The sequence below is a fragment of the Pseudomonas sp. 58 R 3 genome, assembly GCF_900006605.1.
Lineage (GTDB): Bacteria > Pseudomonadota > Gammaproteobacteria > Pseudomonadales > Pseudomonadaceae > Aquipseudomonas > Aquipseudomonas salomonii.
In genome coordinates, this window is sequence record NZ_CVTT01000038.1 from 74,256 (window position 1) to 97,392 (window position 23,137).

Here is a 23,137-nt window from a genome sequence, read left to right on the forward strand (position 1 = left end):
CAAAGGGAAAGGAAAATGGACGCAGCAGGTAATGGCTTCACTTTGTCGCAAAAACGCAAGCGCGCTACAGGCTCCAAATCGATACCCCTCACACCTATCGCACTCGGCTTGGCCCTGTGGCTGGGCCAAGGCTCCGTGGCCTGGGCCGATGACGCCAACCCCTACACGTCGCAAGTGCTGGAGTCGGCCTTCAGAAAAGCCGTTGCCTCGTTTGGCCCCAATACCGATGTGTATAAAAACCTGCGGTTCGCCTACGCCGATATCGTCGACCTTGCGGCCAAGGACTTTGCCGCACAGTCCGGCAAGTTCGATTCGGCCCTCAAGCAAAACTACGAACTGCAACCGGAAAACCTCACCATCGGCGCCATGCTCGGCGATACCAAACGCCCACTGGACTATGCCTCACGCCTGGATTACTACCGCAGCCGGCTGTTCAGCAACAGCGGGCGCTATACCACCAATATTCTCGACTTCTCCAAGGCCATTATCGCCAACCTGCCGGCGGCCAAGCCCTACACCTACGTAGAGCCGGGTGTGAGCAGCAACCTCAACGCGCAACTGAATGCCGGCCAATCCTGGGCTGGCGCCACCCGTGACTGGAGCGCCAACGCGCAAACCTGGAAAACCCCCGAAGCCCAGGTCAACTCCGGCCTGGATCGCACCAACGCGTATTACGCCTATGCCTTGGGCATGACCGGCAAGGGCGTGAACGTCGGCGTGCTCGACTCGGGCATCCTCACTGAACACTTCGAGTTCCAGGGCAAGAATGCCCAGGGCCAGGACCGCGTGCAGGCCGTAACCTCCACCGGCGAGTACTACGCCACCCACCCGCGTTACATTCATGACACGCCCGATGGCGAGTTTCAGAAGGGCGAGCACTTCAGTATTTCCGGTGAGTACGACCCGACCATCAATGACGGTCACGGCACCGAGATGTCCGGCGTGCTGGGCGCCAGCCGCAATGGCACCGGCATGCATGGCATTGCGTTTGACGCGAATATCTTTGTCGCCAATACCGGCGGCACTGACGACAACCGTTTCCAGGGCTCCAATGACCTGGACTACAACGCGTTCATGGCCAGCTACAACGCGCTGGCGGCGAAGAACGTCTCGATCGTCAACCAGAGCTGGGGCCAGAATTCGCGCAATGATGTGGAAAACCACTTCGGCAACGTAGGCGACAGCGCGGCCGATAATTTGCGCGACATGACTGCTGCCTATCGCCCGTTCTGGGACAAGGCCCACGCAGGGCAAAAGACCTGGATGGACGCGATGGCTGACGCCGCGCGGCAAAACACCTTTATCCAGATTATCTCGGCGGGCAACGACAGCCACGGTGCCAACCCGGACACCAACGCCAACCTGCCGTTTTTCAAGCCGGATATCGAGAGCAAATTCCTCTCGATCACCGGCTATGACGAGACCAGCGCTCAGGTCTACAACCGCTGCGGCACTTCAAAGTGGTGGTGTGTGATGGGTGTTTCGGGCATTCCGTCCACCGGGCCTGAAGGGGAAATCATCCCCAATGCCAACGGCACCTCTGCCGCTGCGCCGAGCGTCTCCGGGGCGCTGGCGCTGGTGATTCAGCGCTTCCCCTACATGACCGCCAGCCAGGCTCGGGATGTGTTGCTGACCACCTCCAGCCTGCAGGCGCCGGACGGGCCCGATACGCCGGTAGGCGACCTGACCGGCGGCCGCACCTACGACAACCTGCAACCTGTGCACGACGCCGCGCCGGGCACGCCGCAAGTGCCCGGCGTGGTCAGCGGCTGGGGCTTGCCCAACCTGCAAAAAGCCATGCAGGGGCCGGGGCAGTTCCTCGGTTCGATGGCAGTGGCGTTGCCCACCGGCACGCGGGATATCTGGGCCAACCCGATTTCCGATGAGGCGATCCGCGCCCGCCGTGTCGAAGACACCGCCGAACAAGCCACCTGGGCCGCCACCAAGCAACAGAAGGGCTGGCTCAACGGCTTGCCCGCCAATGCCTCTGACGATGACCAGTTTGCCTACGAAATCGGCCACGCCCGGGAACAGGCGACGCTGGCACGCGGCAAGGATCTGCTCACCGGCGCGACTTACGTCGGCAGCCTGGCCAAGTCGGGCGACGGCGAACTGGTGCTCGAGGGCCGGAACACCTATTCGGGCAGCACCTGGGTGCGCGGCGGCAAGCTGTCGGTAGACGGCTCGTTGACCTCCGCCGTGACCGTGGATGGCAGCGCCGTGGGCACCCGCAATGCGGATAACGGCGTGCTGACCACGTTGGGCGGCACCCTGGCCGGTAACGGTACGGTGGGCGCCTTGACCGTGAACACCGGCGGGCGCGTGGCACCGGGCCATTCGATCGGTACGCTGCGCACCGGCGACGTGACCTTCAACCCTGGTTCGGTATACGCCGTGGAGGTCGGCCCGAACGGGCGAAGCGACCAGATCCAGAGCAGCGGCGTCGCCACCCTTAACGGTGGTGTGGTGACCGTGTCCCTGGAAAACAGCCCGAACCTGCTGTCGGCCACTGAGGCCCGTAGCCTGGTGGGCCAGCAGTTCAACATCCTCACCGCCAGCCAAGGCATCAACGGCCAGTTTGCAGCGATCACGCCCAACTACCTGTTTATCGGCACTCAGCTGAGCTATCAGCCGAACCAACTCAGCTTGGCCGTGGCGCGTAACCAGACGACCTTTGCCAGCATCGCGCAAACCCGCAATGAACGCGCCGTGGCGACGGCGGCCGAAGCCTTGGGCGCGGGCAGCCCGGTGTATGAAAGCCTGCTGGCCTCGGACTCGGCGGCGCAGGCGCAAGCGGCACTCAAGCAACTCTCGGGGCAACTGCACTCGGACGTGGCGGCGGCGCAAATGGCCGACAGCCGTTACATTCGTGAAGCGGTGAACGGCCGCCTGCAACAGGCTCAGGCGCTGGATTCCAGCGCGCAGATCGACACCCATGACAACGGCGGCTGGGTCCAGCTGCTGGGCGGGCGCAATAACGTCAGCGGTGACAACAACGCCAGCGGTTACTCCTCGTCTACCAGTGGCGTGCTGCTGGGCCTCGACACCGAGGTCGGCGACGGCTGGCGTGTGGGCGCCGCCACCGGCTACACCCAAAGCCATCTCAATGGCGAGTCGGCATCGGCAGACAGTGACAACTATCACCTGTCGGTCTACGGCGGTAAACGCTTCGACGCGATCGCTCTGCGCATGGGCGGCGCCACCACCTGGCACCGTATCGACAGCTCGCGCCGCGTGGCGTACGCCAACCAGTCGGACTACGACAAAGCCGACTACAACGCGCGCACCGACCAGGTGTTTGCCGAGATCGGTTACACCCAGTGGAACCAGTTCGAACCCTTCGCCAACCTGACCTACCTGAACTACCAGAGTGATTCGTTCAAGGAAAAAGGCGGCGCCGCAGCCTTGCATGCCAGCAAGCAAAGCCAGGACGCCACGCTGTCCACCCTGGGCCTGCGCGCGCATACCCAACTGCCGGTCAGTTCCACCTCGGCGGTGACGTTGCGCGGTGAGCTGGGCTGGGAGCATCAGTTTGGCGATACCGATCGCGATGCCTCGCTGAAGTTTGCCGGCAGCGACAATGCGTTTGCGGTCAACAGCGTGCCCGTGGCCCGCGATGGCGCGGTGATCAAGGCCAGTGCGGAAATGGCCCTGACCAAGGACACACTGGTGTCGTTGAACTACAGCGGTTTGCTGTCCAACCGGGGTAACAACAACGGGATCAATGCCGGGTTTACTTTCCGGTTCTAACGCAAGTGTTGGTTTTTGAAGGGGCGCTTTGCGCCCCTTTTTTCATGGGGTAAACAGCCCTGCGCAAAATTGACTCACAGGTTTACAATTGCCGCTCCTGATCAGGAGTATCCCTGTGCTGACTCATCTCGATTCCCAAGGTCGCGCCCATATGGTCGACGTCACTGACAAAGCCGTGACGTTCCGTGAAGCTGTGGCCGAAGCGCGGGTGCGCATGCTGCCCGACACCTTGAAAATGATTGTCGACGGCGCCCACCCCAAGGGTGACGTGTTTGCCGTGGCCCGCATCGCCGGGATCCAGGCGGCGAAAAAAACCAGTGACCTGATCCCGTTGTGCCATCCGCTGATGCTGACCGGCGTCAAGGTTGAACTGCGCGCCGACGGTGTGGACGCTGTGCATATCCTCGCGCGCTGCAAACTCAGCGGCCAGACCGGCGTGGAAATGGAAGCGCTCACCGCCGCCAGCGTCGCAGCCCTGACCATCTACGACATGTGCAAGGCCGTGGACCGCGGCATGACCATCGAAAGTATTCGCCTGCTGGAAAAGCTTGGCGGCAAAAGCGGGCATTTCAAGGCGGACCAGGCATGAGCATCAACGTATTGTTTTTTGCGCGTTATGCCGAAGCGACAGGCTTCGATTCACTGGAGATGGAGGGCGAGTTTGCTACCGTCGATGCGGTGCGTCTGGCGTTGGCGGCAGACCCTGAGTTTGCGGTGCTCAATGAGAGCAGCCTGATGTGCGCGCGTAACGAGGAACTGTGCGGCCTCGACGAGCCGGTGCAGGCCGGTGATGAAGTGGCATTTTTCCCGCCCGTGACCGGAGGCTGAACATGGCCATTCGCGTACAGACCGAGGCATTCGACCCCGGCGCAGAGGTCAACGCCATGCACGCCGCCAATGTCGGCGTGGGCGCGGTGGTGAGTTTTGTCGGTTATGTACGCGACTTCAATGATGGCCGCGATGTGTCCGGGATGTTCCTTGAGCACTACCCCGGCATGACCGAAAAAGCCCTGGCCAAGATCAGCGTGGAAGCCGAGCAGCGCTGGCCGTTGCTCAAGCTGGAAGTGCTGCACCGCATCGGCGCGCTGGAGCCGGGCGAGCCGATTGTGTTTGTGGCGGCAGCCAGCGCCCATCGCCAGGCAGCGTTTGATGCCTGTGCGTTTGTGATGGATTACTTGAAGACGCGGGCGCCGTTCTGGAAGAAGGAGAACACCCCGCAAGGGCCGCGTTGGGTGGAAGGGCGGGGCAGTGATCACGCGGCGGCGGAGCGCTGGAAATAAACCGCTGACTAAAGGTGTATGGAGACCCAAATGTGGGAGCTGGGCTTGTGTGGGAGCTGGCTCCCACATTTCCTACTGTATTCCAGCTTAAGGACGTTTGCGCTCTACAGCCCGCAACAGGTGCGTCGGCGGCGTCTCGCAGCTGATCTTGCGACCCAGCAACGTCTCGATCGACGGCAACTGATATGAATCATCCTCGCCGGCAAAACTGATCGACACCCCTGCCGCCCCGGCACGACCCGTACGGCCAATGCGGTGCACGTAGTCATCCGGTACTTCCGGCAACGTAAAGTTGATCACGTGGCTGATGCCATCGATGTGAATGCCGCGACCGGCCACGTCGGTGGCCACCAGCACGCGGATCTTGCCTTCGCGAAAGCCTTCCAGGGTCTTGATACGCTTGTGCTGCGGCACATCGCCGGACAGTTGCGCGGCGTTGACGCCATCACGCACCAGGCGTTCTTCGATGCGGCGCACCTCGTCCTTGCGGTTGGCGAACACCATCACGCGCTCCCAACCATTGTCGTTGACCAGGTTGTAGAGCAGCTTGTACTTGTCGGCCCCGGCCACGGCATAGATGTGTTGCTCAACGTTTTCGCTGGCAACGTTCAGCGCTTCGATTTCGACGATGGACGGGTCGGTGGTCCACTGCTTGGCGAGGTTCATCACGTCTTCGGTGAAGGTCGCGGAGAACAGCAGGGTCTGACGCTCGTTTTTCGGCGGGGTCTGGCGAATGATCTGGCGTACTTGCGGGATAAAGCCCATGTCGAGCATGCGGTCGGCTTCGTCCAGCACCATCACTTCAACCATGTCCAAATGCACGTCGCCGCGCTGGTTGAAGTCGAGCAAGCGGCCTGGCGTGGCCACCAGGATGTCGCAGTGACGGGCTTCGAGGTGCTTGAGCTGCTTGTCGAAGTCCATGCCGCCTACGAACGTCATGACGTTGAGGCCGGTGTACTTGGTCAGGTCGGCGGCGTCCTTGGCGATCTGCACCACCAGCTCGCGGGTCGGGGCGATGATCAGTGCGCGCGGCTCACCCATGTAGCGTTCTTTGGGCGGCGGCGTTTGCAGCAGCTGGGTGATGATCGAGATCAGGAACGCGGCGGTCTTGCCGGTGCCGGTCTGCGCGCGGCCGATGGCGTCTTTGCCGGCGAGGGTGAAGCCCAGCACCTGCGCCTGGATCGGCGTGCAGTACGGGAAGCCCAGGTCCTGGATGGCGTGCATCAGTTCCGGGGCCAGTTTGAAGTCATGGAAGCGGGTCTTGCCTTCCTGAGGCTCGACCACGAAGTCCTCGAGTTTCCACGGGGTCACGGGCGGCTTTGGTGCACGTTCACGACGCGGCGCTTTCGGCGCCGGTGCGGGGGCTGCCTCGACAGGTTGGGCCTGTTCGGGCGCGGTCACCTTTGGCTTCTGCGGCTGTGCGGCAGGTGCGGTCCGGCCGGGCTGTCGGCCGTCATTGCGGCTGCCGGAGGAGGGCACGGGAGCACTGGGAACTGGCGCGAGCGGCTCAGCCTCGCTTTTGCCGAACATCTTCTTAAGTGCTTTGAGCACGGTGATCTCATTAATTGGTTAAGGAATGTACGCCGGCCAGTGTAATGCAAGAAACGGGCGCGGCGTAGTGCGTCTGTCATACAGCTACATAAACGCTGGTGTTCAGCCCAGGCGGGCGGCCAACCAGGCACCGATATCGCGTATCTCTTCGGGTAACACTTCGTGACCCATTGGGTATTCCTGCCATGTCACGGTGACACCACGGCTGTTTAAATGCTCGTAGGCGCTGCGGCCCATGGCGTTCTGCACCACGTCGTCGTATTGGCCGTGCAGGCACAGCGTTGGAATGCGCTGCTGGCTGGCGGATAACTCCAGCTCATCGCCGAAGGTCGGTGCATAAGTCGAGAGGGCGATTACGCCACCCAAGGGTCCCTGCCAGTTAAGGAAGGCGGTGTGGAAAACCACGGCGCCGCCCTGGGAGAAACCCGCGAGGAAAATTCGCGAAGCGTCTATTCCGGTTCTCTTCTGCGCTTCGATCAAGTCGGTGACCATTTTGGAAGATGCTTCCAACTCTTCCAGGCTGATCGATCGGGCCGGGCTCATGGCCTTAATGTCGTACCAACTCGGCATCTCGTAACCGCCATTTATGGTTACCGGGCGTGTCGGTGCCTGGGGCAAAACGAAGCGCGTGCTCAGCAGGTTTTCCTGCAACGCTTCGGCCACCGGCAAAAAGTCATAGCGATCGGCACCCAGGCCATGCAACCAGATAACGCAAGCGTCTGCGGGCTTGGCGGGCTGAAGAATCAAGGGTTCGGTCATGTCTGCTCCATATATGTGCGTGCGCTCCGATTGGGTGCGTCGGAACGGTGCGCGACGGGTTGATCTGTTAAGAGAATGTCGCAACGTTGAATGTTTTGCTATTGACCATGGGCTGAAACGACTCAGCCACCACTCTGGTACGCGCCTTGCTATGTGTAGGTCGATGTCAGAACTATCTTATGACGGTAACACTATCAGTGACTGCCGTTTGTGGGATAGCAACTGGAATTACCGCGAAAACCTCATGCCGCTTGACCCCAAAAAAAGCCAACACGGGTCGATATCGCCTCATAAGGGTGCGCTGAGGTTCGAGCTCCGACACAACAAGAGCAACTGGAGGTTTGAATGAAGGTATTGAAATCCACCCTGGCCATCGTTTCCGCGGCTGCTGTACTGGGTGTCAGTGGTTTTGCCCAAGCTGGCGCCACCCTGGACGCCGTGCAGAAGAAAGGCTTTGTGCAATGCGGCGTGAGTGACGGCTTGCCGGGTTTCTCGGTGCCGGATGCCAGCGGCAAGATCCTCGGGATCGACGCTGACGTGTGCCGCGCTGTGGCCGCTGCCGTGTTCGGTGACGCAACCAAGGTCAAATTCAGCCAGTTGAACGCCAAGGAGCGTTTCACCGCGCTGCAGTCCGGCGAAGTCGACGTACTGTCGCGCAACACCACCATGACCAGTTCGCGCGATGCGGGCATGGGCCTGAAATTCCCAGGCTTCATCACCTACTACGACGGTGTTGGCTTTCTGGTGAACAACAAGCTGGGCGTTAAAAGCGCCAAGGAACTGGACGGTGCAACCATCTGCATCCAGGCCGGTACCACCACCGAGCTGAACGTTTCCGACTACTTCCGCGCCAACAACCTCAAATACACGCCGATCACCTTCGACACCTCCGATGAAAGCGCCAAGTCGCTGGAATCCGGTCGTTGCGACGTGCTGACCTCGGACAAATCCCAGCTCTACGCACAGCGCAGCAAACTGGCTTCGCCGAAAGACTACGTGGTTCTGCCGGAAACCATCTCCAAAGAACCACTGGGCCCGGTCGTGCGTAACGGCGACGACGAGTGGCTGGCCATCGTGCGCTGGGTTGGCTACGCCATGCTCAACGCTGAAGAAGCCGGCATCACCTCTAAAAACGTTGAAGCTGAAGCCAAGTCCACCAAGAACCCGGACGTTGCTCGTCTGCTCGGTTCCGACGGCGAATACGGCAAAGACCTGAAAGTGAAAAAAGATTGGGTTGTACAGATCGTCAAGCAAGTCGGTAACTACGGTGAAGTGTTCGAGCGCAACCTGGGCAAGAGCACCCCGCTGGAAATCGACCGTGGCCTGAACGCACTGTGGACCAACGGTGGCATTCAATACGCACCCCCTGTGCGCTGATCGCTGATGGTTCTATCACCCGGTGGGCCAACCACCGGGTGATGTTCTGTTCCATTCTTTCCGGGGCACTTCATGCAAAATCAAATCGGCGCACCCAAGCAGAAGCTCAGCTTCAGCGACCCTAAAGTGCGTGCGTGGCTCTTCCAGATCATCACCATTGTGGCGGTCGTCGCGCTGGGCTGGTACCTCTTCAACAATACGCAGACCAACCTGCAACACCGGGGCATTACCTCGGGTTTCGACTTTCTTGAGCGCAGTGCCGGCTTCGGCATCGCTCAGCATCTGATCGACTACACCGAATCGGACAGCTATGCCCGCGTTTTTGTGATCGGGCTGCTTAACACCTTGCTGGTGACTGTGATCGGTGTGGTCCTGGCGACTATCCTGGGCTTCATCATCGGCGTGGCGCGCTTGTCGCCCAACTGGATGATCAACAAGCTGGCGACGGTGTATGTGGAAGTGTTCCGCAACATCCCGCCGTTGCTGCAAATCCTGTTCTGGTACTTCGCGGTATTTCTGACCATGCCGGGGCCGCGCAACAGCCATAACTTCGGTGACACCTTTTTTGTCAGCAGCCGTGGCCTGAACATGCCGGCGGCGCTGGCTGCCGATGGGTTCTGGCCGTTTGTAGCCAGTGTGGTGGTTGCCATTGTGGCGATCGTGCTGATGGCGCGGTGGGCCAACAAACGCTTTGAGGCCACCGGCGTACCGTTCCATAAGTTCTGGGCGGGCCTGGCGCTGTTTATTGTGATCCCGGCTTTGTGTGCCTTGGTCTTCGGCGCCCCGCTGCATTGGGAAATGCCCAAGTTGCAAGGCTTCAACTTTGTCGGCGGCTGGGTACTGATCCCTGAACTGCTGGCGCTGACCCTGGCGCTTACCGTGTACACGGCGGCGTTTATTGCCGAGATCGTGCGTTCGGGCATCAAGTCCGTCAGCCACGGCCAGACCGAAGCCGCACGCTCCCTGGGCCTGCGCCCTGGGCCAACGCTGCGCAAGGTCATCATCCCGCAAGCCCTGCGGGTGATCATTCCGCCGCTGACCAGCCAATACCTGAACCTGGCGAAAAACTCGTCGTTGGCCGCCGGTATCGGTTACCCGGAAATGGTTTCGCTGTTTGCCGGCACGGTGCTCAACCAGACCGGCCAGGCCATCGAAGTCATTGCCATCACCATGAGCGTGTACCTGGCGATCAGCATCAGCATTTCCCTGCTGATGAACTGGTACAACAAGCGCATTGCGCTGATCGAGCGGTGAGGAAACGCACATGAGTTCGCATACTTTCAAACCCGATATGCCGCCGCCGAACAAAGTCTTCGGACCGATGGCCTGGATGCGCGCCAACCTGTTTTCCAGCTGGCTCAACACCTTGCTGACACTGTTGGCGTTCTACCTGATTTACCTGATCGTGCCGCCCATCCTGCACTGGGCCATCCTGGATGCCAACTGGGTCGGGACCACGCGCGCCGATTGCACCAAAGAGGGCGCCTGCTGGGTGTTTATCCAACAGCGCTTCGGGCAGTTCATGTATGGCTACTACCCCGGCGACCTGCGCTGGCGCGTGGACCTGACCGTGTGGCTGGCTATCGTGGGCGTGGCGCCGTTGTTCATCTCGCGGTTTCAACGCAAGGCTGTGTATGGCCTGGGTTTCCTGGTGCTGTACCCGATCATCGCCTACTGCCTGCTGCACGGTGGGGTTCTGGGCCTGACCAACGTGCCCACCAGCCAATGGGGCGGCTTGATGCTGACCCTGGTGATCGCCACTGTCGGCATCGCCGGCGCCTTGCCGCTGGGCATTGTGTTGGCACTGGGGCGACGCTCGAACATGCCGGCGATTCGGGTGGTCTGCGTGACCTTCATCGAGTTCTGGCGCGGCGTGCCGTTGATCACCGTGCTGTTCATGTCCTCGGTGATGCTGCCGCTGTTCCTGCCCGAAGGCATGGGCATCGACAAGCTGCTGCGTGCCTTGATCGGCGTGATCCTGTTCCAGTCGGCCTACGTGGCCGAGGTGGTGCGTGGTGGCCTGCAAGCGATTCCCAAAGGTCAGTACGAAGCGGCCGCGGCGATGGGCCTGGGTTACTGGCGCAGCATGGGCCTGGTGATTCTGCCGCAAGCCCTGAAGCTGGTGATCCCCGGCATCGTCAACACGTTTATCGCGTTGTTCAAGGACACCAGCCTTGTGATCATCATCGGCCTGTTCGACCTGCTCAACAGCGTCAAGCAAGCCGCCGCCGACCCTAAATGGTTGGGCATGGCCACTGAAGGCTACGTGTTCGCCGCCCTGGTGTTCTGGATTTTCTGTTTTGGTATGTCGCGCTATTCCATTCATTTGGAACACAAGCTCGACACTGGCCACAAGCGTTAGGAGTTGTTGTTATGAGCGAAGCAATCAAACAGCCTGTGAGCCCTGAAGGCATTATCCAGATGCAGGGCGTCAACAAGTGGTACGGCCAGTTCCACGTGTTGAAAGACATCAACCTCAACGTCAAGCAGGGCGAGCGTATCGTGCTGTGCGGCCCGTCGGGTTCGGGCAAGTCCACCACCATCCGCTGCCTCAACCGCCTGGAAGAGCACCAGCAGGGCCGCATCGTGGTCGATGGCGTGGAACTGACCAACGACCTCAAGCAGATCGAAGCGATCCGCCGTGAAGTCGGCATGGTGTTCCAGCACTTCAACCTGTTCCCGCACCTGACCATCCTGCAGAACTGCACGCTGGCGCCGATGTGGGTGCGCAAGATGCCCAAGCGCAAGGCCGAAGAAATCGCCATGCACTACCTGGAGCGTGTACGCATTCCGGAGCAGGCGCACAAGTTTCCGGGGCAACTGTCCGGCGGCCAGCAGCAGCGTGTGGCTATCGCCCGTGCCCTGTGCATGAAGCCGAAAATCATGCTGTTCGATGAGCCGACCTCGGCACTCGACCCGGAAATGGTCAAGGAAGTGCTCGACACCATGATCGGCCTGGCCGAAGACGGCATGACCATGTTGTGCGTCACCCATGAAATGGGCTTTGCGCGCACCGTGGCCAACCGCGTGATCTTCATGGACAAGGGCGAGATCGTGGAACAGGCGGCGCCGAATGACTTCTTCGACAACCCGCAGAATGATCGGACCAAGTTGTTCTTGAGCCAGATTCTGCATTGATCGAAGCTTGAAACAATAAACCCGGCCTGGTGCCGGGTTTATTTTTGCCTGTTCAGGAGGCCTTGAGTGCTTCTTGTGTTTCGTGGTTGACGGTGCAGGTGAAGGCGTTGCGCAGGTCTGCACCTTCGGCCAGCTCTTTGGCGTCGGCGAGCAAATGCGGGTAACGGTCCAGCAGGCGCATCAACACCATCAACGGTTTGGGCGGCGTTATTTCGCCGCGTTCGTAACGTGAGAATGCGTTGTGCCCGCCACCGGACAGCCGTTCTACGGTTTCTTTTTGCGTGAGCTGCAGTTTGCGGCGGATACGTTTGAGTTCGGCTCCGACCATCCGCCGAGCGGCGTGAAGCAACTCATCACCTGCTTTGGCATGGCGCTCGGAGCATTCAGAGTCATACATGCCGTCCTCGCACACCTCGCATTCCCAGCCCGAAAGATCATCAATGCGCTGCTCCAGGCCTTTGATGCGCAGGGTTTCACTGCGGCCCTCAAAACGCACCATGGCGTCGGGGGCACCGCAAATGAAGCAATGTTGGGTTTTCATAGGTTCATCCCTTTGAAGGAGATCACCGGTGGGTTACTGCCGGAGCAGTAAGTGACCTTGATGTAAATCTCCAGACCGTGTGAATGGATGTGGTAGACGTCTTGCCAGACGCGGTGATCGGCGTAGGTGGTCATCGACTTGTACAGCATCCTGTTCTGTAGTTTGAAAACGACCGCCTGCATCTGGCTGATGTCGAGGTCGAGATTCTTTCCCGCCTCCTTGGCTGCACGGGTGAATGCTTTTGCACCCAGTCGCCTGACATCCGCCTTGATCACGGCCAGATCGTAGTGAGGTGTGTACTTTTCCATAAGACACCTGAGTCCAATAATTACCCTATATGGGTAATTTTACCAATCGAAAATACTGCTCCTTTTGCTGCCTATGAACCCTAGTGCGTTGCCTTTGTAGGCAAGTCTGAATAGGCTGTAGGAAAATTCATCCTATGATTGGACGAAAGTGAAAAATCCATGACAGACATCGCCCCTCTGATCAAACGCTCCCTGGTCGATCAAGCGTTGGAGCAACTTCGCTGGCGTATTACCGAAGGCAAATGGGCTATCGGTGAACGCCTGCCCACCGAGCCGGAGTTGTCTGCCGAACTGGGCATCAGCCGTAATACCGTGCGTGAGGCCATGCGCGTCCTGGCGTTCTCGGGTCTGATCGAAATCCGACAGGGCGACGGCAGTTACCTGCGCTCGATGACCGACCCGCTGGGCACAATGCGTGCGCTGTCCCACTGCACACTGGCGCAGGCGCAGGAGACGCGGCAGATTCTCGAAGTGGAGGCCATCGGCCTGGCGGCGTTGCGCCGTACCGAGGACGACCTCAAAGGCCTGCGTGAAGCCCTTGAGCGCAGCGGCGAGTTGTACCACGGTGAACTGGAAGCCTATATCAGCGCTGACCTGGTGTTTCACAAGCGCCTGGTGGATGCCGCGCGCAACCCGGCGTTGAGCGAGCTGTATCAGTATTTTTCCAGCATCGTCGGCGCCCAGTTGCGTCAGACCCTGAACATCTCACCCCGTCGCCAGTCGGTATTCGACCTGCATAGCGCGTTGCTCGACGCGGTAGAAAACCAAGACCCCGAACGCGCCAAATCCCTCTGCCGGCAGTTGATCAATGAACCTTGAAGCCAAACGTACGACTGAACTCGAAGAACTGCTGATCGACGCCGAAGCCGATGACGAAGCCGTCCAGCAGGCCCCACCGCAGGTGGCTCGCCCGTGGCTGTTGCTGCTGGGCCTGGTGCTGGTGGCGTTGAACCTGCGGCCGGCGCTGTCGAGCATGTCGCCACTGCTGGCTGAAGTCTCCGGCAGCCTGGGGTTATCGGCGGCCAAGGCCGGGTTGCTGACCACCTTGCCGGTGTTGTGCCTGGGTCTGTTCGCGCCGACCGCGCCGATCCTGGCCCGACGTTTTGGCGCCGAGCGCGTGGTCCTGGGGATTCTGATCACCCTGGCCTGCGGCATCATTTTGCGCAGTGCGTTCGGTGAAGTGGGTTTGTTCGCGGGCAGCCTGATCGCTGGCGCGAGCATCGGCATTATCGGTGTATTGCTGCCGGGTATCGTCAAGCGTGATTTTGCCAGGCAGGCGGGCGCCATGACCGGCGTCTACACCATGGCGTTGTGTCTGGGCGCCGCATTGGCAGCCGGGGCCACGGTGCCCCTGAGTCAGCACTTCGCCGACAGTTGGGCCATCGGCCTGGGGTTCTGGGTTGTCCCGGCGTTGCTGGCGGCCCTGTTCTGGTTGCCGCAAGTGAGGCAAAAGCACGGCGCCCATCAGGTGGCTTACCGGGTCAAGGGCTTGCTGCGTGACCCGCTGGCCTGGCAGGTGACTTTGTACATGGGGCTGCAATCGTCCCTGGCCTATATCGTGTTCGGCTGGTTGCCGTCGATCCTGATTGGGCGCGGCCTGAGTGCCACCGAAGCGGGCCTGGCGCTCTCAGGCTCGATCATCGTGCAACTGCTCAGTTCCCTGGCCGCACCTTGGCTGGCCACGCGCGGCAAGGACCAGCGCCTGGCGATTGTGGTGGTGATGCTGCTGACCCTCGGCGGTCTGTTCGGTTGCCTGTATGCGCCGCTGGACGGTTTGTGGGGCTGGGCGATTCTGCTGGGCCTGGGGCAGGGCGGCACCTTCAGCCTGGCGCTGACCTTGATCGTGCTGCGCTCGCGCGATTCCCATGTGGCTGCCAACCTGTCGAGCATGGCCCAGGGCATTGGTTACACCCTGGCATCGATGGGCCCCTTTGCGGTCGGCCTGGTGCATGACTGGACCGGTGGCTGGACGGCCATCGGCTGGATTTTCGCCGTGATCGGCCTGGGCGCGATTGTCGCGGGCCTTGGCGCCGGGCGTGCGCGCTACGTGCAAGTGACCAGCGAGAAACTCTAGAGGTACACCACCTCCAGGGTGGCCGAACCATCGAGTGGGGTTTCCACACTCAAGTCGAGGTTCTGCCGGGCGTTGATCACGGTTTGCACCGTCACGGCGCCCGTCAGGGTACCGATGGCCGTGGGCCCGCTGACGCTGCCCTCGACTTCGGTAAAGCCCAGGTAGCTTCGCGAGCCGATGTCGACAGGGTTGAGGTTGGACGTGCGCCACGCCAGGCCGCCGGTGGTGGACTCGGTGCCGAAGATTTGCGCGGTGTTGCTGGCTTGGGTCTGGCGCGGGTCGAAGGTCATGGAGTACACCCCCAGGCGGTTGCCGCTGATATCAAACCCCAGCCCGTAGTAAATCTCACTGTTGACCATGGCCGAGCCGTCGCGGTTGTCACGCATGCGCAGGGCATAGCGGGTAGGGCCGTTGCAGGCGATGCCGATGCGCAGGGTCTGGACGGGCAGGCGCGTGGCGGTCGTCAGGTTCAAGTCTTGCTGGGCGATCTTGCCGTAGTCGATCATGGCGCCGCCGGGGAACTGCGGCAAACAGGCGGCGGGCGTGATCAGGCCTTTGACGCTCAAGTCCACTGCCGAGGCAGCCAGCAACGAGGGGGCGCAGGCCAGTAACACCAAGCTGTAAAGGACGTGGGTTTTCATGGGGCGGACTCCTTGCAGTGACGGGTTAGGGATAGACGATTTCAAGGGTGCCGGAACCGTTGATATGCACCACCTCGCGCAGATCCAGGCTTTGCATGGGCGCCAGGTAAGTCTTGATGCGCAGGGTGCCGGTCAGGGTCTGGATGGCGACCGGGCCGGTGGTGACACCGGTCTTGTCGGTAAAACCCAGGATGCTGTTGGCGGCCATGGGGATTTGCCGTGCGGTGGAACTGCTCCACGCCACGCCATTGCTGGTGGAGTCGGTGCGGTACAGCGTGGGGAAGGTATCGGCGCTGAACTCCGCCGGGTCGATGGTCAGGTAAAAACGGCCGATCTTGTTGCCACTGGCGTCCAGGTCCAGGCCATAGGCGGTTTCATCGGTGCCGCCGGTGGCCGAACCGTCGCGGTTGTCTTTCATGCGCAGAGCGAAGGGGATCGGCGCGTCGCAGGTCACACTCAAGCGCAGGGTGCGGGTGGGCAGCGGCGATTCGTTGGTGGCACTCAAGTCCTTGGCATACAGGGTGCCGTAGTCCACCACACCGTGGTCCGACAGCGAGGGCAGGCAGGCAATCGGCGCAAAGTGCGCACGCAGTGTCAGTTCCCGGTAGCGCCCGTGATGTGCCCCGTACACCACTGCGGTGGTTTCCCAGGTGGTGGCATCGCGCACTTGGGTGGCGGCGAGGTCGGCCCAGGCGCGTAAGGTCAGTTGCAGCGACAGCGTGTTGCCGGTGAGTACCGCGCCGCGCTCGACCGGCGCGATGCCATGGCCGGGACGCCACTCCAGCACGTTGCCAATGGCGACGGGCGCCTGGCCGGCGGCCGGCAGCAAACCCAGTTCTACGGCACGGCCGTCAAGCAGGGCATTGCCGGCTTCGATGGCGTAACTGCCGTGCTCGGTAAATTGCAGGCGCTGCGGGTTGGCGGCCAGGGCGCGATAGAACAGGCTGAGGTCTTCGGCTTGCGGGCAGTTGACGGTCACGCTCAGGCGCCGCTCGCCGAGCAGGCGCTGCGGCGCGCTGTCGTTCTGCGCCAGACGGCTCATCCGGCCGAAATCCACCAGCGCATCGCTGACGTTCAGTTGGCATTCTTCCACGGCCTGGGCAGTACCGGCGACGCCGAGCAGCAGCCACAGGCACAGTTGACGCAAGTAAGGTGTGACGGGCATGGCAGACATCCTCAAGGTACGTTGCAACGTGCGGGAGCAGTTTCGAAGTACACCGACGGATCGGCCTTCGCCGGCAGTTCGTAGCGCAGCTCGCAACGCCCGCCTTGCGGCGTGGTTATCCAGAGCGTTGGCTGCTCCAATACATTGGGTAGAAACACCTGGCTGCCGTCCTGCACCAAGGTGACGAACTCGCCACTGGCAGTGCTGACGGAGGCGCCCGCCGGCAGCGGCGCGCCCTGGTCGTTGCTGACGGTAAGCAGCATGCGGCGGGTGAGACCGACGCCGAACTCAACCCGGTCCACGGCGCCGCGCCCGGCCGAGATCATCGCCAGGCCGTTGTTGATATCGGCATTGCGCGGCAGCGAACGGGTCTGCACTTCCACCGGGCTGCGGCCATAAGCGGCGACTTGCGGCACCACGGCCTGGCCTTGCCAGTCGGTCCACACCGGGCCGCTGGGCGTACTGAGCTTGATGCCGCTCATGTCGCCGACCGACACCAGGGCGAAGGTGTCACGCACCGGGTAGGGGGAAAAGGTCATGCCGTCGCTGTGCAGCACCACGCCGCCGCGCGCGCCGCCTTGGTAACTGGAACGCTCGGCATCGGAGCGGCTGTAGCTGAAATCGAGCTGGCTATAGCGCGGCAATGCCGAGACGCCCAGAGTGGTTTCTACCTGATGATCGCTGCTGTCGTGTTCGGCACTGACGCGATAGCTGAGTTGATCGTCGATCTGCTCGGTAACGCCCAGGCCGGTGCGGTTTTCACCGCCGGAGTTACGCACCCAACTGCGCATTCTTCGGCTTTCGCCCAGCGGCACACTGACGTTCAAATAGACTGCGTTGTCCTGTTGCTGGCTGCCGCCCATTTGCCACTCGGCACTGGCCGACAACGCCACCGCGCCGATGCTCGTGCCCCAGGACGCCAGGGCGCGGCTGCTGCTGTCGCCGGCGAAATTGGCCGAGCGCGAAACCCCGGCGCTGAACGCGCCCAATAGCGGGTGTGACCAGCCCAGGTTGAGGCTTTGCTGGTCGCGATAACGTGAGTTGCGACGTTCGCTGTTGCGCCCAGGGCTGTCGTCGCGCTCGTAGGTGCTTTCTTCCAGTTCGCGATAGCCGACGCTGCGCCAGGAGTTGGCGGCGCTGATCGACCACTGTTCGCCCAGGCGCTGGGACCATGACAGGTCGGTCTGCACGCCCGAGACCTTTTCCCACGCCTGGGAATTGGACAGCTGAGTCGACAGCTGGATCTGGCTGTCCAGCCACGGCAACCAGCCCAGGCTGGCGCCCGCCGAGCGGTATTCGCTGGCCGCCAGCACGCCTGTGCCCAGGGTCAATTGCGGGTGCAGGGCGCCGGTCCAGCCGGCGCTCACTACCCACGGATCATCGCCCTTGGCGTCACCCACATTGCGCACCCGGCCCGCAGCCACGGCATAGCCCGGCGCCGGTAATCCAAGGCCGAGCATCGCCGCGGGCACCGTAAAACGCCGTTCGCCACCGACACTTTCCTTGACCGTGACTTCGACGTCCGAGCGCGTGTTCAAGCGGCGTACATCGTTCAGGGTAAAGGGCCCGGCAGGCACCACGGTGGAATGAATCAGCGCGCCGTTCTGGCGCACTTCCACCTGTGCCGGGCTGTTGGCGATGCCTTGAATCAACGCGCCTTCGCCCTGTTCTTGCAGCGCATGTTCGGTGAGCACTTGCACCCCGGTGATCTGCGCACCGGACAGTACCGGGTTATAGAGGTTGATCTGCCCGGCCTGCAGCACCGCCTGGTGGCTGGCGAAGGTGCGTTGCGCATAGGCTTCCAGGTGAGTGCTGCGCGACAGCCCATCCTGCCAGGTCTGTACCTGGCGGCTGCGCACGATCCAGTCGCCGGCGTTGAACCCGACTTCGGTATTGGCTGAGCCAAAGCGGCTGGCGTCATCGCCGAAGCGGTTGTAAAAACCGCTGAGGTCGTAGTTGAGCAGCCCGGCAAAACCGCCGGTCTCGTAGCCCGAAATATCCTGCTGCACAGGACGCAGGGCTTCGGTGGGCACCACCAGCGACACCGTCAGTGTCGCCGGGTCCGGCTCCACCAGGGCTTGCGGGTACTGCGCGAGGAAATCCTGACAGCCCACCGTGTCACTGGGGACCACCAGGTTGGCGGCGTCCAGTAACGCACGGTCGAAGCACAGGTTGCCTTGTGGGTCGAAGGTCAGGTCTTGTCGGCCACGCCGCTGGCCGTTGACCCGCAGGTTGACGGTGTGCCGCCCGGCGGCGAAGCGCGGTGCCGCCAGCAGCAGGCTGGCCAATTGCGGGTCGATGCCGCGCTGATGCAAGGTCTGGGCGTCGAAGCCGGACGGGCTGGCGCCTTCGGCCCAGGCCTTGGCAGGCACGAGTGCACAGAGCAACACCACCAGCGACAAGGCCGGGTTGGCGGGGGTATCAGACACGGCTTCGCCGTCACGGTAGCTCAATACTGTTTTCACGCAAGGTACTCGAATAGTGAACGCACAGGCCCGGTGCTCCCAGGCGTTCCGGTGACGGTCAATGAGCCGTCACTTCGTTATCAGGCGGCGGTCTGTATACGGCGCCTGTGGTTTTTAGTCAGAGGGTGATCGGTGCGTCGTAGGCCTTGACCGCAAATCCATACACCGTGGCCGGCTGCAGCCTGACCGTGGTGGCCGGGTCATTGCCGGCCGGCATACTCAATGCCTCACCCGGCAGCACATAGGTGCGCGGCAGCATCGCCTTGCGGTGACTCGGCAACAGCAGCAGTTCCTGCGCCAGGCGCACCACATACGGCGTGTCATTACGCACCTGCAATTGGCCGTCGCGCAGGGTCCAGGTCAGGTCGGTCCACGGCGTGCGGTTGGGCGCCAGGCCCTTGGGATGCACGATCACCGGCAGGTTCTGGCGCACGGTCACGCCCACACGGGCATGCCCGGCGGCGGTGGCCGCGCGGCCTTGGGGCATGCCTTCGAACACCGCCCGTTTAAGCCGCTGGGTGAGTAGCGGCTGCTGGTTCTGCAGGATGAAACGCACCAGCTGGGATTTGGACGCCTCGACCCGCGACAGCGGCGGCGTCACCACCAGCAGTGGCTCGGTGTCTTCAGGAATATCCTGCAAGGTGACATGCAGCAGCGCGAGTTGGCTGTCGGTGTTGGTCACTGACACCGCCGCCTCGCCATCGGCTTCATGCACGATTACTACGGAGGTGTCCGGGACCATACCGTCGGCTTTTACTTGATTGCCGAGTATCAACAGCAAGGCAATCAGGCCCACAGCGGTGTTTGAGAATATCGTCGTCATGACGGGGTTTCCATTAGGCCAAAAGAGGATCGTTCAGAGATAGCGCAGGTCCAGGACGATCGCGCCGTCGAGCGGGACTTCCTGGTCCAGGGTCAGGTACTGCGAAAAATTGATGGCGGTGCTTACTTGAACCTGAACGGTCAACTGGCCGATGAAGTCCGGTTGGCGGTCCCCGACTGGCGCAAAGGCCATAAACACGCGTGGGTAGGCGTTGGGCTCCTGTGACCAGGTTTCGCCGTTGTCGATGGAAGCCAAGGCCTGCATGGGCTGCGCATCGCCCACGGCGTTGCGATAGGCCAACGCCACCGAACCCAGACGCTCCTCGGGGACGTGGATGTTCCTGCCCAGCCCGTAGAAGTAATCGGGGGCCGACGAGGAGTCGGCGCGATTATCAATGCCCACCAGCGCAAACAGCATCGGCCTGGCGCACTGCACGCGCAGGTCGAGCACCTGGACAGGCAGCACGGTGAACTCGTCGGAATTGAGGCTGTGGGAAGGAATCTTGCCGTGATCGACGGTGCCGTTATTGGTCAACTCGATAAGGCAGGCGTCCGGGGTGACCCGGCCGGTCACCGTGAGGTCGACAGTCGACGCCGCGTGGGCATCGGCCAGGCACAGCAGGGCGACGAGGCAACTGGCGAACCTGTTCAGTACCGGCACAGGTAGGCGCAGCCCATGCCCGACTGTGTTCAAGGGATGGGCGGCCATGGGTTAGAGGTACTTCACTTCGAGGGTGGCGGAACCGTCGATGTTCACTTCGTTGCTCAAGTCCAGGCCATCGGCGCGGTTGATGATGGTCTGCACCTCCAGCTCAACGTTCAAGTCCTGGACGGGGACGGGTTGGGTGTCGTCATCCATTGCGGCGACGGACATGTACATGCCTGGGTCCCAGAACTTTTCCTGGTACCAGGTTTGCAGGTCATACGAGCCAATGGTTTGCACCACTGTGCCGTCACCCGTGACCGGGTTGCGCAGGGTGAGCGAGTACCGGCCCAGTTTTTGGGTGTCGTTGATAAAACCCAGGCCGTAGTCCGTAGCGAGACCCGAACCCGCGCGGTTATCGATCGAGTGCAAGGCAAACAGGATAGGGGCGTCGCAATTGACCGCCATGCTCAGCGTATTGTTGCCGATCACGGTGACACGGTCTGAGTTCAGGTCTTTGGCGGAAATTTTGCCATGGTCGATCACGCCTCCACCGGACAGGCTGGGCGTGCAGGCGCTGGGCACAATCAGGCCCTTTACCGTCAGGTCGACGCTGGAAGCGGCGAAAGTGTTCGCCGAGTTAAGCAGCAATACACTGGCGGCCAGAATGGCCAATCGTGCTTTCATCGGTGCGGCTCCTTAAAGGTAATTGACTTGTACGGTGGCGTGGCCGTCGATAGGCACTTCGTCGGTCAGCGTCAGGCCGTTTGCGGGTGCAATGTGGGTGATCAGGCGGATCTCGGCGTCCAGTTCCTGTATCGCAATCGGCATCACGCCATCGTTGTTGGCAACGGCTGTCAGCAGGGTGTGGCTGAGCATTACCGAGGGCATCCAGGTCACGCCGCCATCCCTGGAGGTGATGGTGCGCACCGGCACGCCGTCGGCTACCGGCATGTAGAGGCCAAGCCCGGCATCACCGACTTTTTCATCGTTGGGCGTCATGCCCAGGCCATGCCAGCTGAAGTGGTTGGCGGTGGTGCCTGCGCGGTTGTCGATGGTGTTGAGGGTGAAGAACGTCGGCCCGTCGCAGCGCACGCTCAACAGCATGGTTTCCCGTGGCAGATCAGTGTAGGTGTCCGCATTGAGGTCCTTGACCGATACCTTGCCGAAGTCGACGTTACCGCCGCCGGAGACCACAGGGTCGCAGGCGCTGGGCGTGATGATGCCTTTGACGGTCAGATCCTGACTGCTGGCGGCCAGTGCGAGAGACGAGGTGCCCAACAACAGGGCGGCCAGGGGCGCCGCTCTTAAGTAAGTCATCGTTTGAACCTTCCTTAGTACGGGGATGGGGTTACAGGTATTTCACTTCAATCGTGGCGGAGCCATAGATGGGGACCTCAGTGGTCAGGTCCATACCGGCAGTTGGAGCGATAAGGGTTTGCACCAAAAGCCCCGCAGTTACTTGCTGGACCGGTGTGGGCGCCCAACTGCCGTTCGAGCGATCGCCAAACGAAGCGAGGTCGGCGGCTGGCCAGACGTCGCCTGGGAAGATTTCGAGCCAACTGAGGCCGTTGTCCCGGGACTTAATCACGGAAATCACCGCGCCATCAGCCATTGGGTTATCCAGTGCCAGGGTGTACCCGCCGAGTTTTTTGCCGCTGACCAAGCCCAGGCCGTACGCGTTGCTTGAGTCATAGGCGCTCCCTTGATTGTCGATGCCCTCAAGGGCCAGCAGGGTCGGTGCATCGCAGGTGATCGCCATTTCCAGTCTGTGATTGCCAAGCAACGTCCAGGTATCGAGCTTCAAATCCTTGGCCGCTACCTTGCCGTGGTCGATGACGCCACCGTTTGAAAGGCTCGGTGCACAGGCGCTGGGGGTGATCAAACCCTTGACGGTCAGGTCGACGCTGCTGGCGGCGAACGCGGATGAACTGATGGCGAGCAATAGGGCACTGCTCAGCAGGGACAGGCAGGTTTTCATTTGGAAAGTGTCCATTTACAGGTACCTGACTTCGAAGGTCGCAGAACCGTCGATTGCCACTTCGCTGGTCAATGTCAGGCTGCTTGCAGGTGCAATCGAGGTGTACAGGGTCATGTCCATGACCGCATCCTTGATCGGATGCGGTGCCCAACCGCTATCCCCACGGCTGCCCAGCGCCACCAGATCGTTTGGCGCTACGGCTTCATCATCCAGCAACTCAGTCCATTGACCCTCCGAGTTGTACATGGCGATCAGGGTGGATGCCGTTTCGGCGACGGGGTTGCTGAACACCAACTGATACTTGCCGAGCTTCTGGTTTTCGTTGATCAGACCCAGGCCAAAGGTGGCGCCGTGCAATGCGGTCCCGGCGCGATTGTCGAGGGGGTGGATTGCAAACAGCGTTGCGGCATCGCAGTTGACGCTCAGTTGCACGGTCTTGTTCTCAAGCCGCGTGGCGGTGTCTTGATTCAGATCTTTTGCCGCGATTTTTCCAAAATCGACATCACCCGGCAGGCTGGGGGTGCAGGCGCTGGGGGTGATCAAACCCTTGACGGTCAGGTCGACGCTGCTGGCGGCCAATACCGAGGAAGTCATGGCGAGTAGCAGGGCACTGCTCAACAGGGATAGAGGGGTCTTCATTTT

General features: G+C 61.5%; 23 protein-coding genes. 10 read left to right on the top strand and 13 right to left on the bottom strand.

Annotation, left to right across the window (positions count from 1 at the left end):
* Nucleotides 1-15: 15 nt before the first annotated feature.
* The 4 genes from BFP92_RS06125 (at nt 16) to moaE (ending at nt 5,030) form a co-directional block, all read left to right on the top strand.
* Nucleotides 16-3,750: an autotransporter domain-containing protein gene (locus BFP92_RS06125; RefSeq protein ID WP_065912577.1), complete on the top strand. Its 3,735-nt coding sequence runs from the start codon at nt 16-18 to the stop codon at nt 3,748-3,750.
* A gap of 115 nt (nt 3,751-3,865) precedes the next feature.
* Entirely contained in the window at nt 3,866-4,339 is a 474-nt protein-coding gene (gene moaC / locus BFP92_RS06130) for a cyclic pyranopterin monophosphate synthase MoaC (RefSeq protein ID WP_056858942.1), read from the top strand.
* The gene (gene moaD, locus BFP92_RS06135) at nt 4,336-4,578 is read left to right on the top strand and encodes a molybdopterin converting factor subunit 1 (protein WP_065912578.1); all 243 of its coding nucleotides are present in this window, start codon (nt 4,336-4,338) and stop codon (nt 4,576-4,578) included. Before moaC ends, moaD begins: the two co-directional genes overlap by 4 nt.
* Before the next feature lie 2 nt (nt 4,579-4,580).
* Complete coding sequence (gene moaE, locus BFP92_RS06140) at nt 4,581-5,030, top strand: molybdopterin synthase catalytic subunit MoaE (protein ID WP_065912579.1); 450 nt, start codon at nt 4,581-4,583, stop codon at nt 5,028-5,030.
* An 87-nt stretch (nt 5,031-5,117) separates the two neighbouring features.
* Here moaE and rhlB read toward each other — a convergent pair whose 3' ends face one another.
* A complete protein-coding gene (rhlB, locus tag BFP92_RS06145) occupies nt 5,118-6,587 on the bottom strand; it encodes an ATP-dependent RNA helicase RhlB (RefSeq protein WP_170875828.1) in 1,470 nt (489 codons plus the stop codon).
* Between the two features lie 96 nt (nt 6,588-6,683).
* Nucleotides 6,684-7,340, bottom strand: a complete 657-nt coding sequence (locus BFP92_RS06150; protein WP_065912583.1) for an alpha/beta hydrolase — start codon at nt 7,338-7,340, stop codon at nt 6,684-6,686.
* Between the two features lie 345 nt (nt 7,341-7,685).
* Between BFP92_RS06150 and BFP92_RS06155 the strand changes: the two genes are divergently transcribed.
* The 4 genes from BFP92_RS06155 (at nt 7,686) to BFP92_RS06170 (ending at nt 11,855) form a co-directional block, all read left to right on the top strand.
* The gene (locus tag BFP92_RS06155; protein WP_017135202.1) at nt 7,686-8,717 is read left to right on the top strand and encodes an amino acid ABC transporter substrate-binding protein; all 1,032 of its coding nucleotides are present in this window, start codon (nt 7,686-7,688) and stop codon (nt 8,715-8,717) included.
* A gap of 72 nt (nt 8,718-8,789) precedes the next feature.
* Nucleotides 8,790-9,971 carry an amino acid ABC transporter permease gene (locus BFP92_RS06160; protein ID WP_065912585.1) on the top strand — a complete coding sequence of 394 codons (1,182 nt, stop codon included), beginning with the start codon at nt 8,790-8,792 and terminating at the stop codon, nt 9,969-9,971.
* Between the two features lie 10 nt (nt 9,972-9,981).
* On the top strand, nt 9,982-11,079 hold the full coding sequence (locus BFP92_RS06165) for an amino acid ABC transporter permease (RefSeq protein WP_056858936.1): 1,098 nt from the start codon (nt 9,982-9,984) through the stop codon (nt 11,077-11,079).
* A gap of 11 nt (nt 11,080-11,090) precedes the next feature.
* Nucleotides 11,091-11,855, top strand: coding sequence for an amino acid ABC transporter ATP-binding protein (locus tag BFP92_RS06170; protein ID WP_003171943.1), 765 nt, complete (start codon nt 11,091-11,093; stop codon nt 11,853-11,855).
* 52 nt (nt 11,856-11,907) lie between these two features.
* On the opposite strand, the gene BFP92_RS06175 is transcribed toward BFP92_RS06170, so the two are convergent.
* Both BFP92_RS06175 and BFP92_RS06180 read right to left on the bottom strand, forming a co-directional pair.
* Nucleotides 11,908-12,396, bottom strand: a complete 489-nt coding sequence (locus BFP92_RS06175; RefSeq protein ID WP_065912587.1) for a type II toxin-antitoxin system MqsA family antitoxin — start codon at nt 12,394-12,396, stop codon at nt 11,908-11,910.
* Nucleotides 12,393-12,704, bottom strand: a complete 312-nt coding sequence (locus tag BFP92_RS06180; RefSeq protein ID WP_065912588.1) for a type II toxin-antitoxin system MqsR family toxin — start codon at nt 12,702-12,704, stop codon at nt 12,393-12,395. Before BFP92_RS06180 ends, BFP92_RS06175 begins: the two co-directional genes overlap by 4 nt.
* 159 nt (nt 12,705-12,863) lie before the next feature.
* On the opposite strand from BFP92_RS06180, the gene BFP92_RS06185 reads away from it, so the two are divergent.
* Both BFP92_RS06185 and BFP92_RS06190 read left to right on the top strand, forming a co-directional pair.
* Nucleotides 12,864-13,523, top strand: coding sequence for a FadR/GntR family transcriptional regulator (locus BFP92_RS06185; RefSeq protein WP_065929277.1), 660 nt, complete (start codon nt 12,864-12,866; stop codon nt 13,521-13,523).
* Entirely contained in the window at nt 13,513-14,778 is a 1,266-nt protein-coding gene (locus BFP92_RS06190) for a CynX/NimT family MFS transporter (RefSeq protein ID WP_065912589.1), read from the top strand. The genes BFP92_RS06185 and BFP92_RS06190 overlap by 11 nt, the downstream gene beginning before the upstream one ends.
* Here BFP92_RS06190 and BFP92_RS06195 read toward each other — a convergent pair.
* The 9 genes from BFP92_RS06195 to BFP92_RS06235 all read right to left on the bottom strand — a co-directional run bounded on the left by BFP92_RS06195 (nt 14,775) and on the right by BFP92_RS06235 (nt 23,134).
* Complete coding sequence (locus tag BFP92_RS06195; RefSeq protein ID WP_065912594.1) at nt 14,775-15,419, bottom strand: DUF1120 domain-containing protein; 645 nt, start codon at nt 15,417-15,419, stop codon at nt 14,775-14,777. The two genes, BFP92_RS06190 and BFP92_RS06195, sit on opposite strands and share 4 nt — an antisense overlap.
* A 25-nt stretch (nt 15,420-15,444) precedes the next feature.
* On the bottom strand, nt 15,445-16,584 hold the full coding sequence (locus BFP92_RS06200) for a DUF1120 domain-containing protein (protein WP_065912596.1): 1,140 nt from the start codon (nt 16,582-16,584) through the stop codon (nt 15,445-15,447).
* Nucleotides 16,585-16,595: 11 nt separating this feature from the next.
* Entirely contained in the window at nt 16,596-19,049 is a 2,454-nt protein-coding gene (locus BFP92_RS06205) for a fimbria/pilus outer membrane usher protein (protein WP_170875823.1), read from the bottom strand.
* A 118-nt stretch (nt 19,050-19,167) separates the two neighbouring features.
* Nucleotides 19,168-19,872, bottom strand: coding sequence for a fimbria/pilus chaperone family protein (locus BFP92_RS06210; RefSeq protein ID WP_065912600.1), 705 nt, complete (start codon nt 19,870-19,872; stop codon nt 19,168-19,170).
* A gap of 33 nt (nt 19,873-19,905) precedes the next feature.
* On the bottom strand, nt 19,906-20,580 hold the full coding sequence (locus BFP92_RS06215) for a DUF1120 domain-containing protein (protein ID WP_065912602.1): 675 nt from the start codon (nt 20,578-20,580) through the stop codon (nt 19,906-19,908).
* Between the two features lie 3 nt (nt 20,581-20,583).
* On the bottom strand, nt 20,584-21,201 hold the full coding sequence (locus BFP92_RS06220; protein ID WP_065912604.1) for a DUF1120 domain-containing protein: 618 nt from the start codon (nt 21,199-21,201) through the stop codon (nt 20,584-20,586).
* 12 nt (nt 21,202-21,213) lie between these two features.
* Nucleotides 21,214-21,834 (bottom strand): DUF1120 domain-containing protein, encoded by a 621-nt coding sequence (locus tag BFP92_RS06225; protein ID WP_065912606.1) that lies wholly within the window; start codon nt 21,832-21,834, stop codon nt 21,214-21,216.
* Nucleotides 21,835-21,865: 31 nt separating this feature from the next.
* Nucleotides 21,866-22,510, bottom strand: a complete 645-nt coding sequence (locus tag BFP92_RS06230; RefSeq protein ID WP_239694241.1) for a DUF1120 domain-containing protein — start codon at nt 22,508-22,510, stop codon at nt 21,866-21,868.
* Entirely contained in the window at nt 22,511-23,134 is a 624-nt protein-coding gene (locus BFP92_RS06235) for a DUF1120 domain-containing protein (RefSeq protein WP_065912608.1), read from the bottom strand. It abuts the gene before it with no gap.
* Nucleotides 23,135-23,137: the final 3 nt, after the last annotated feature.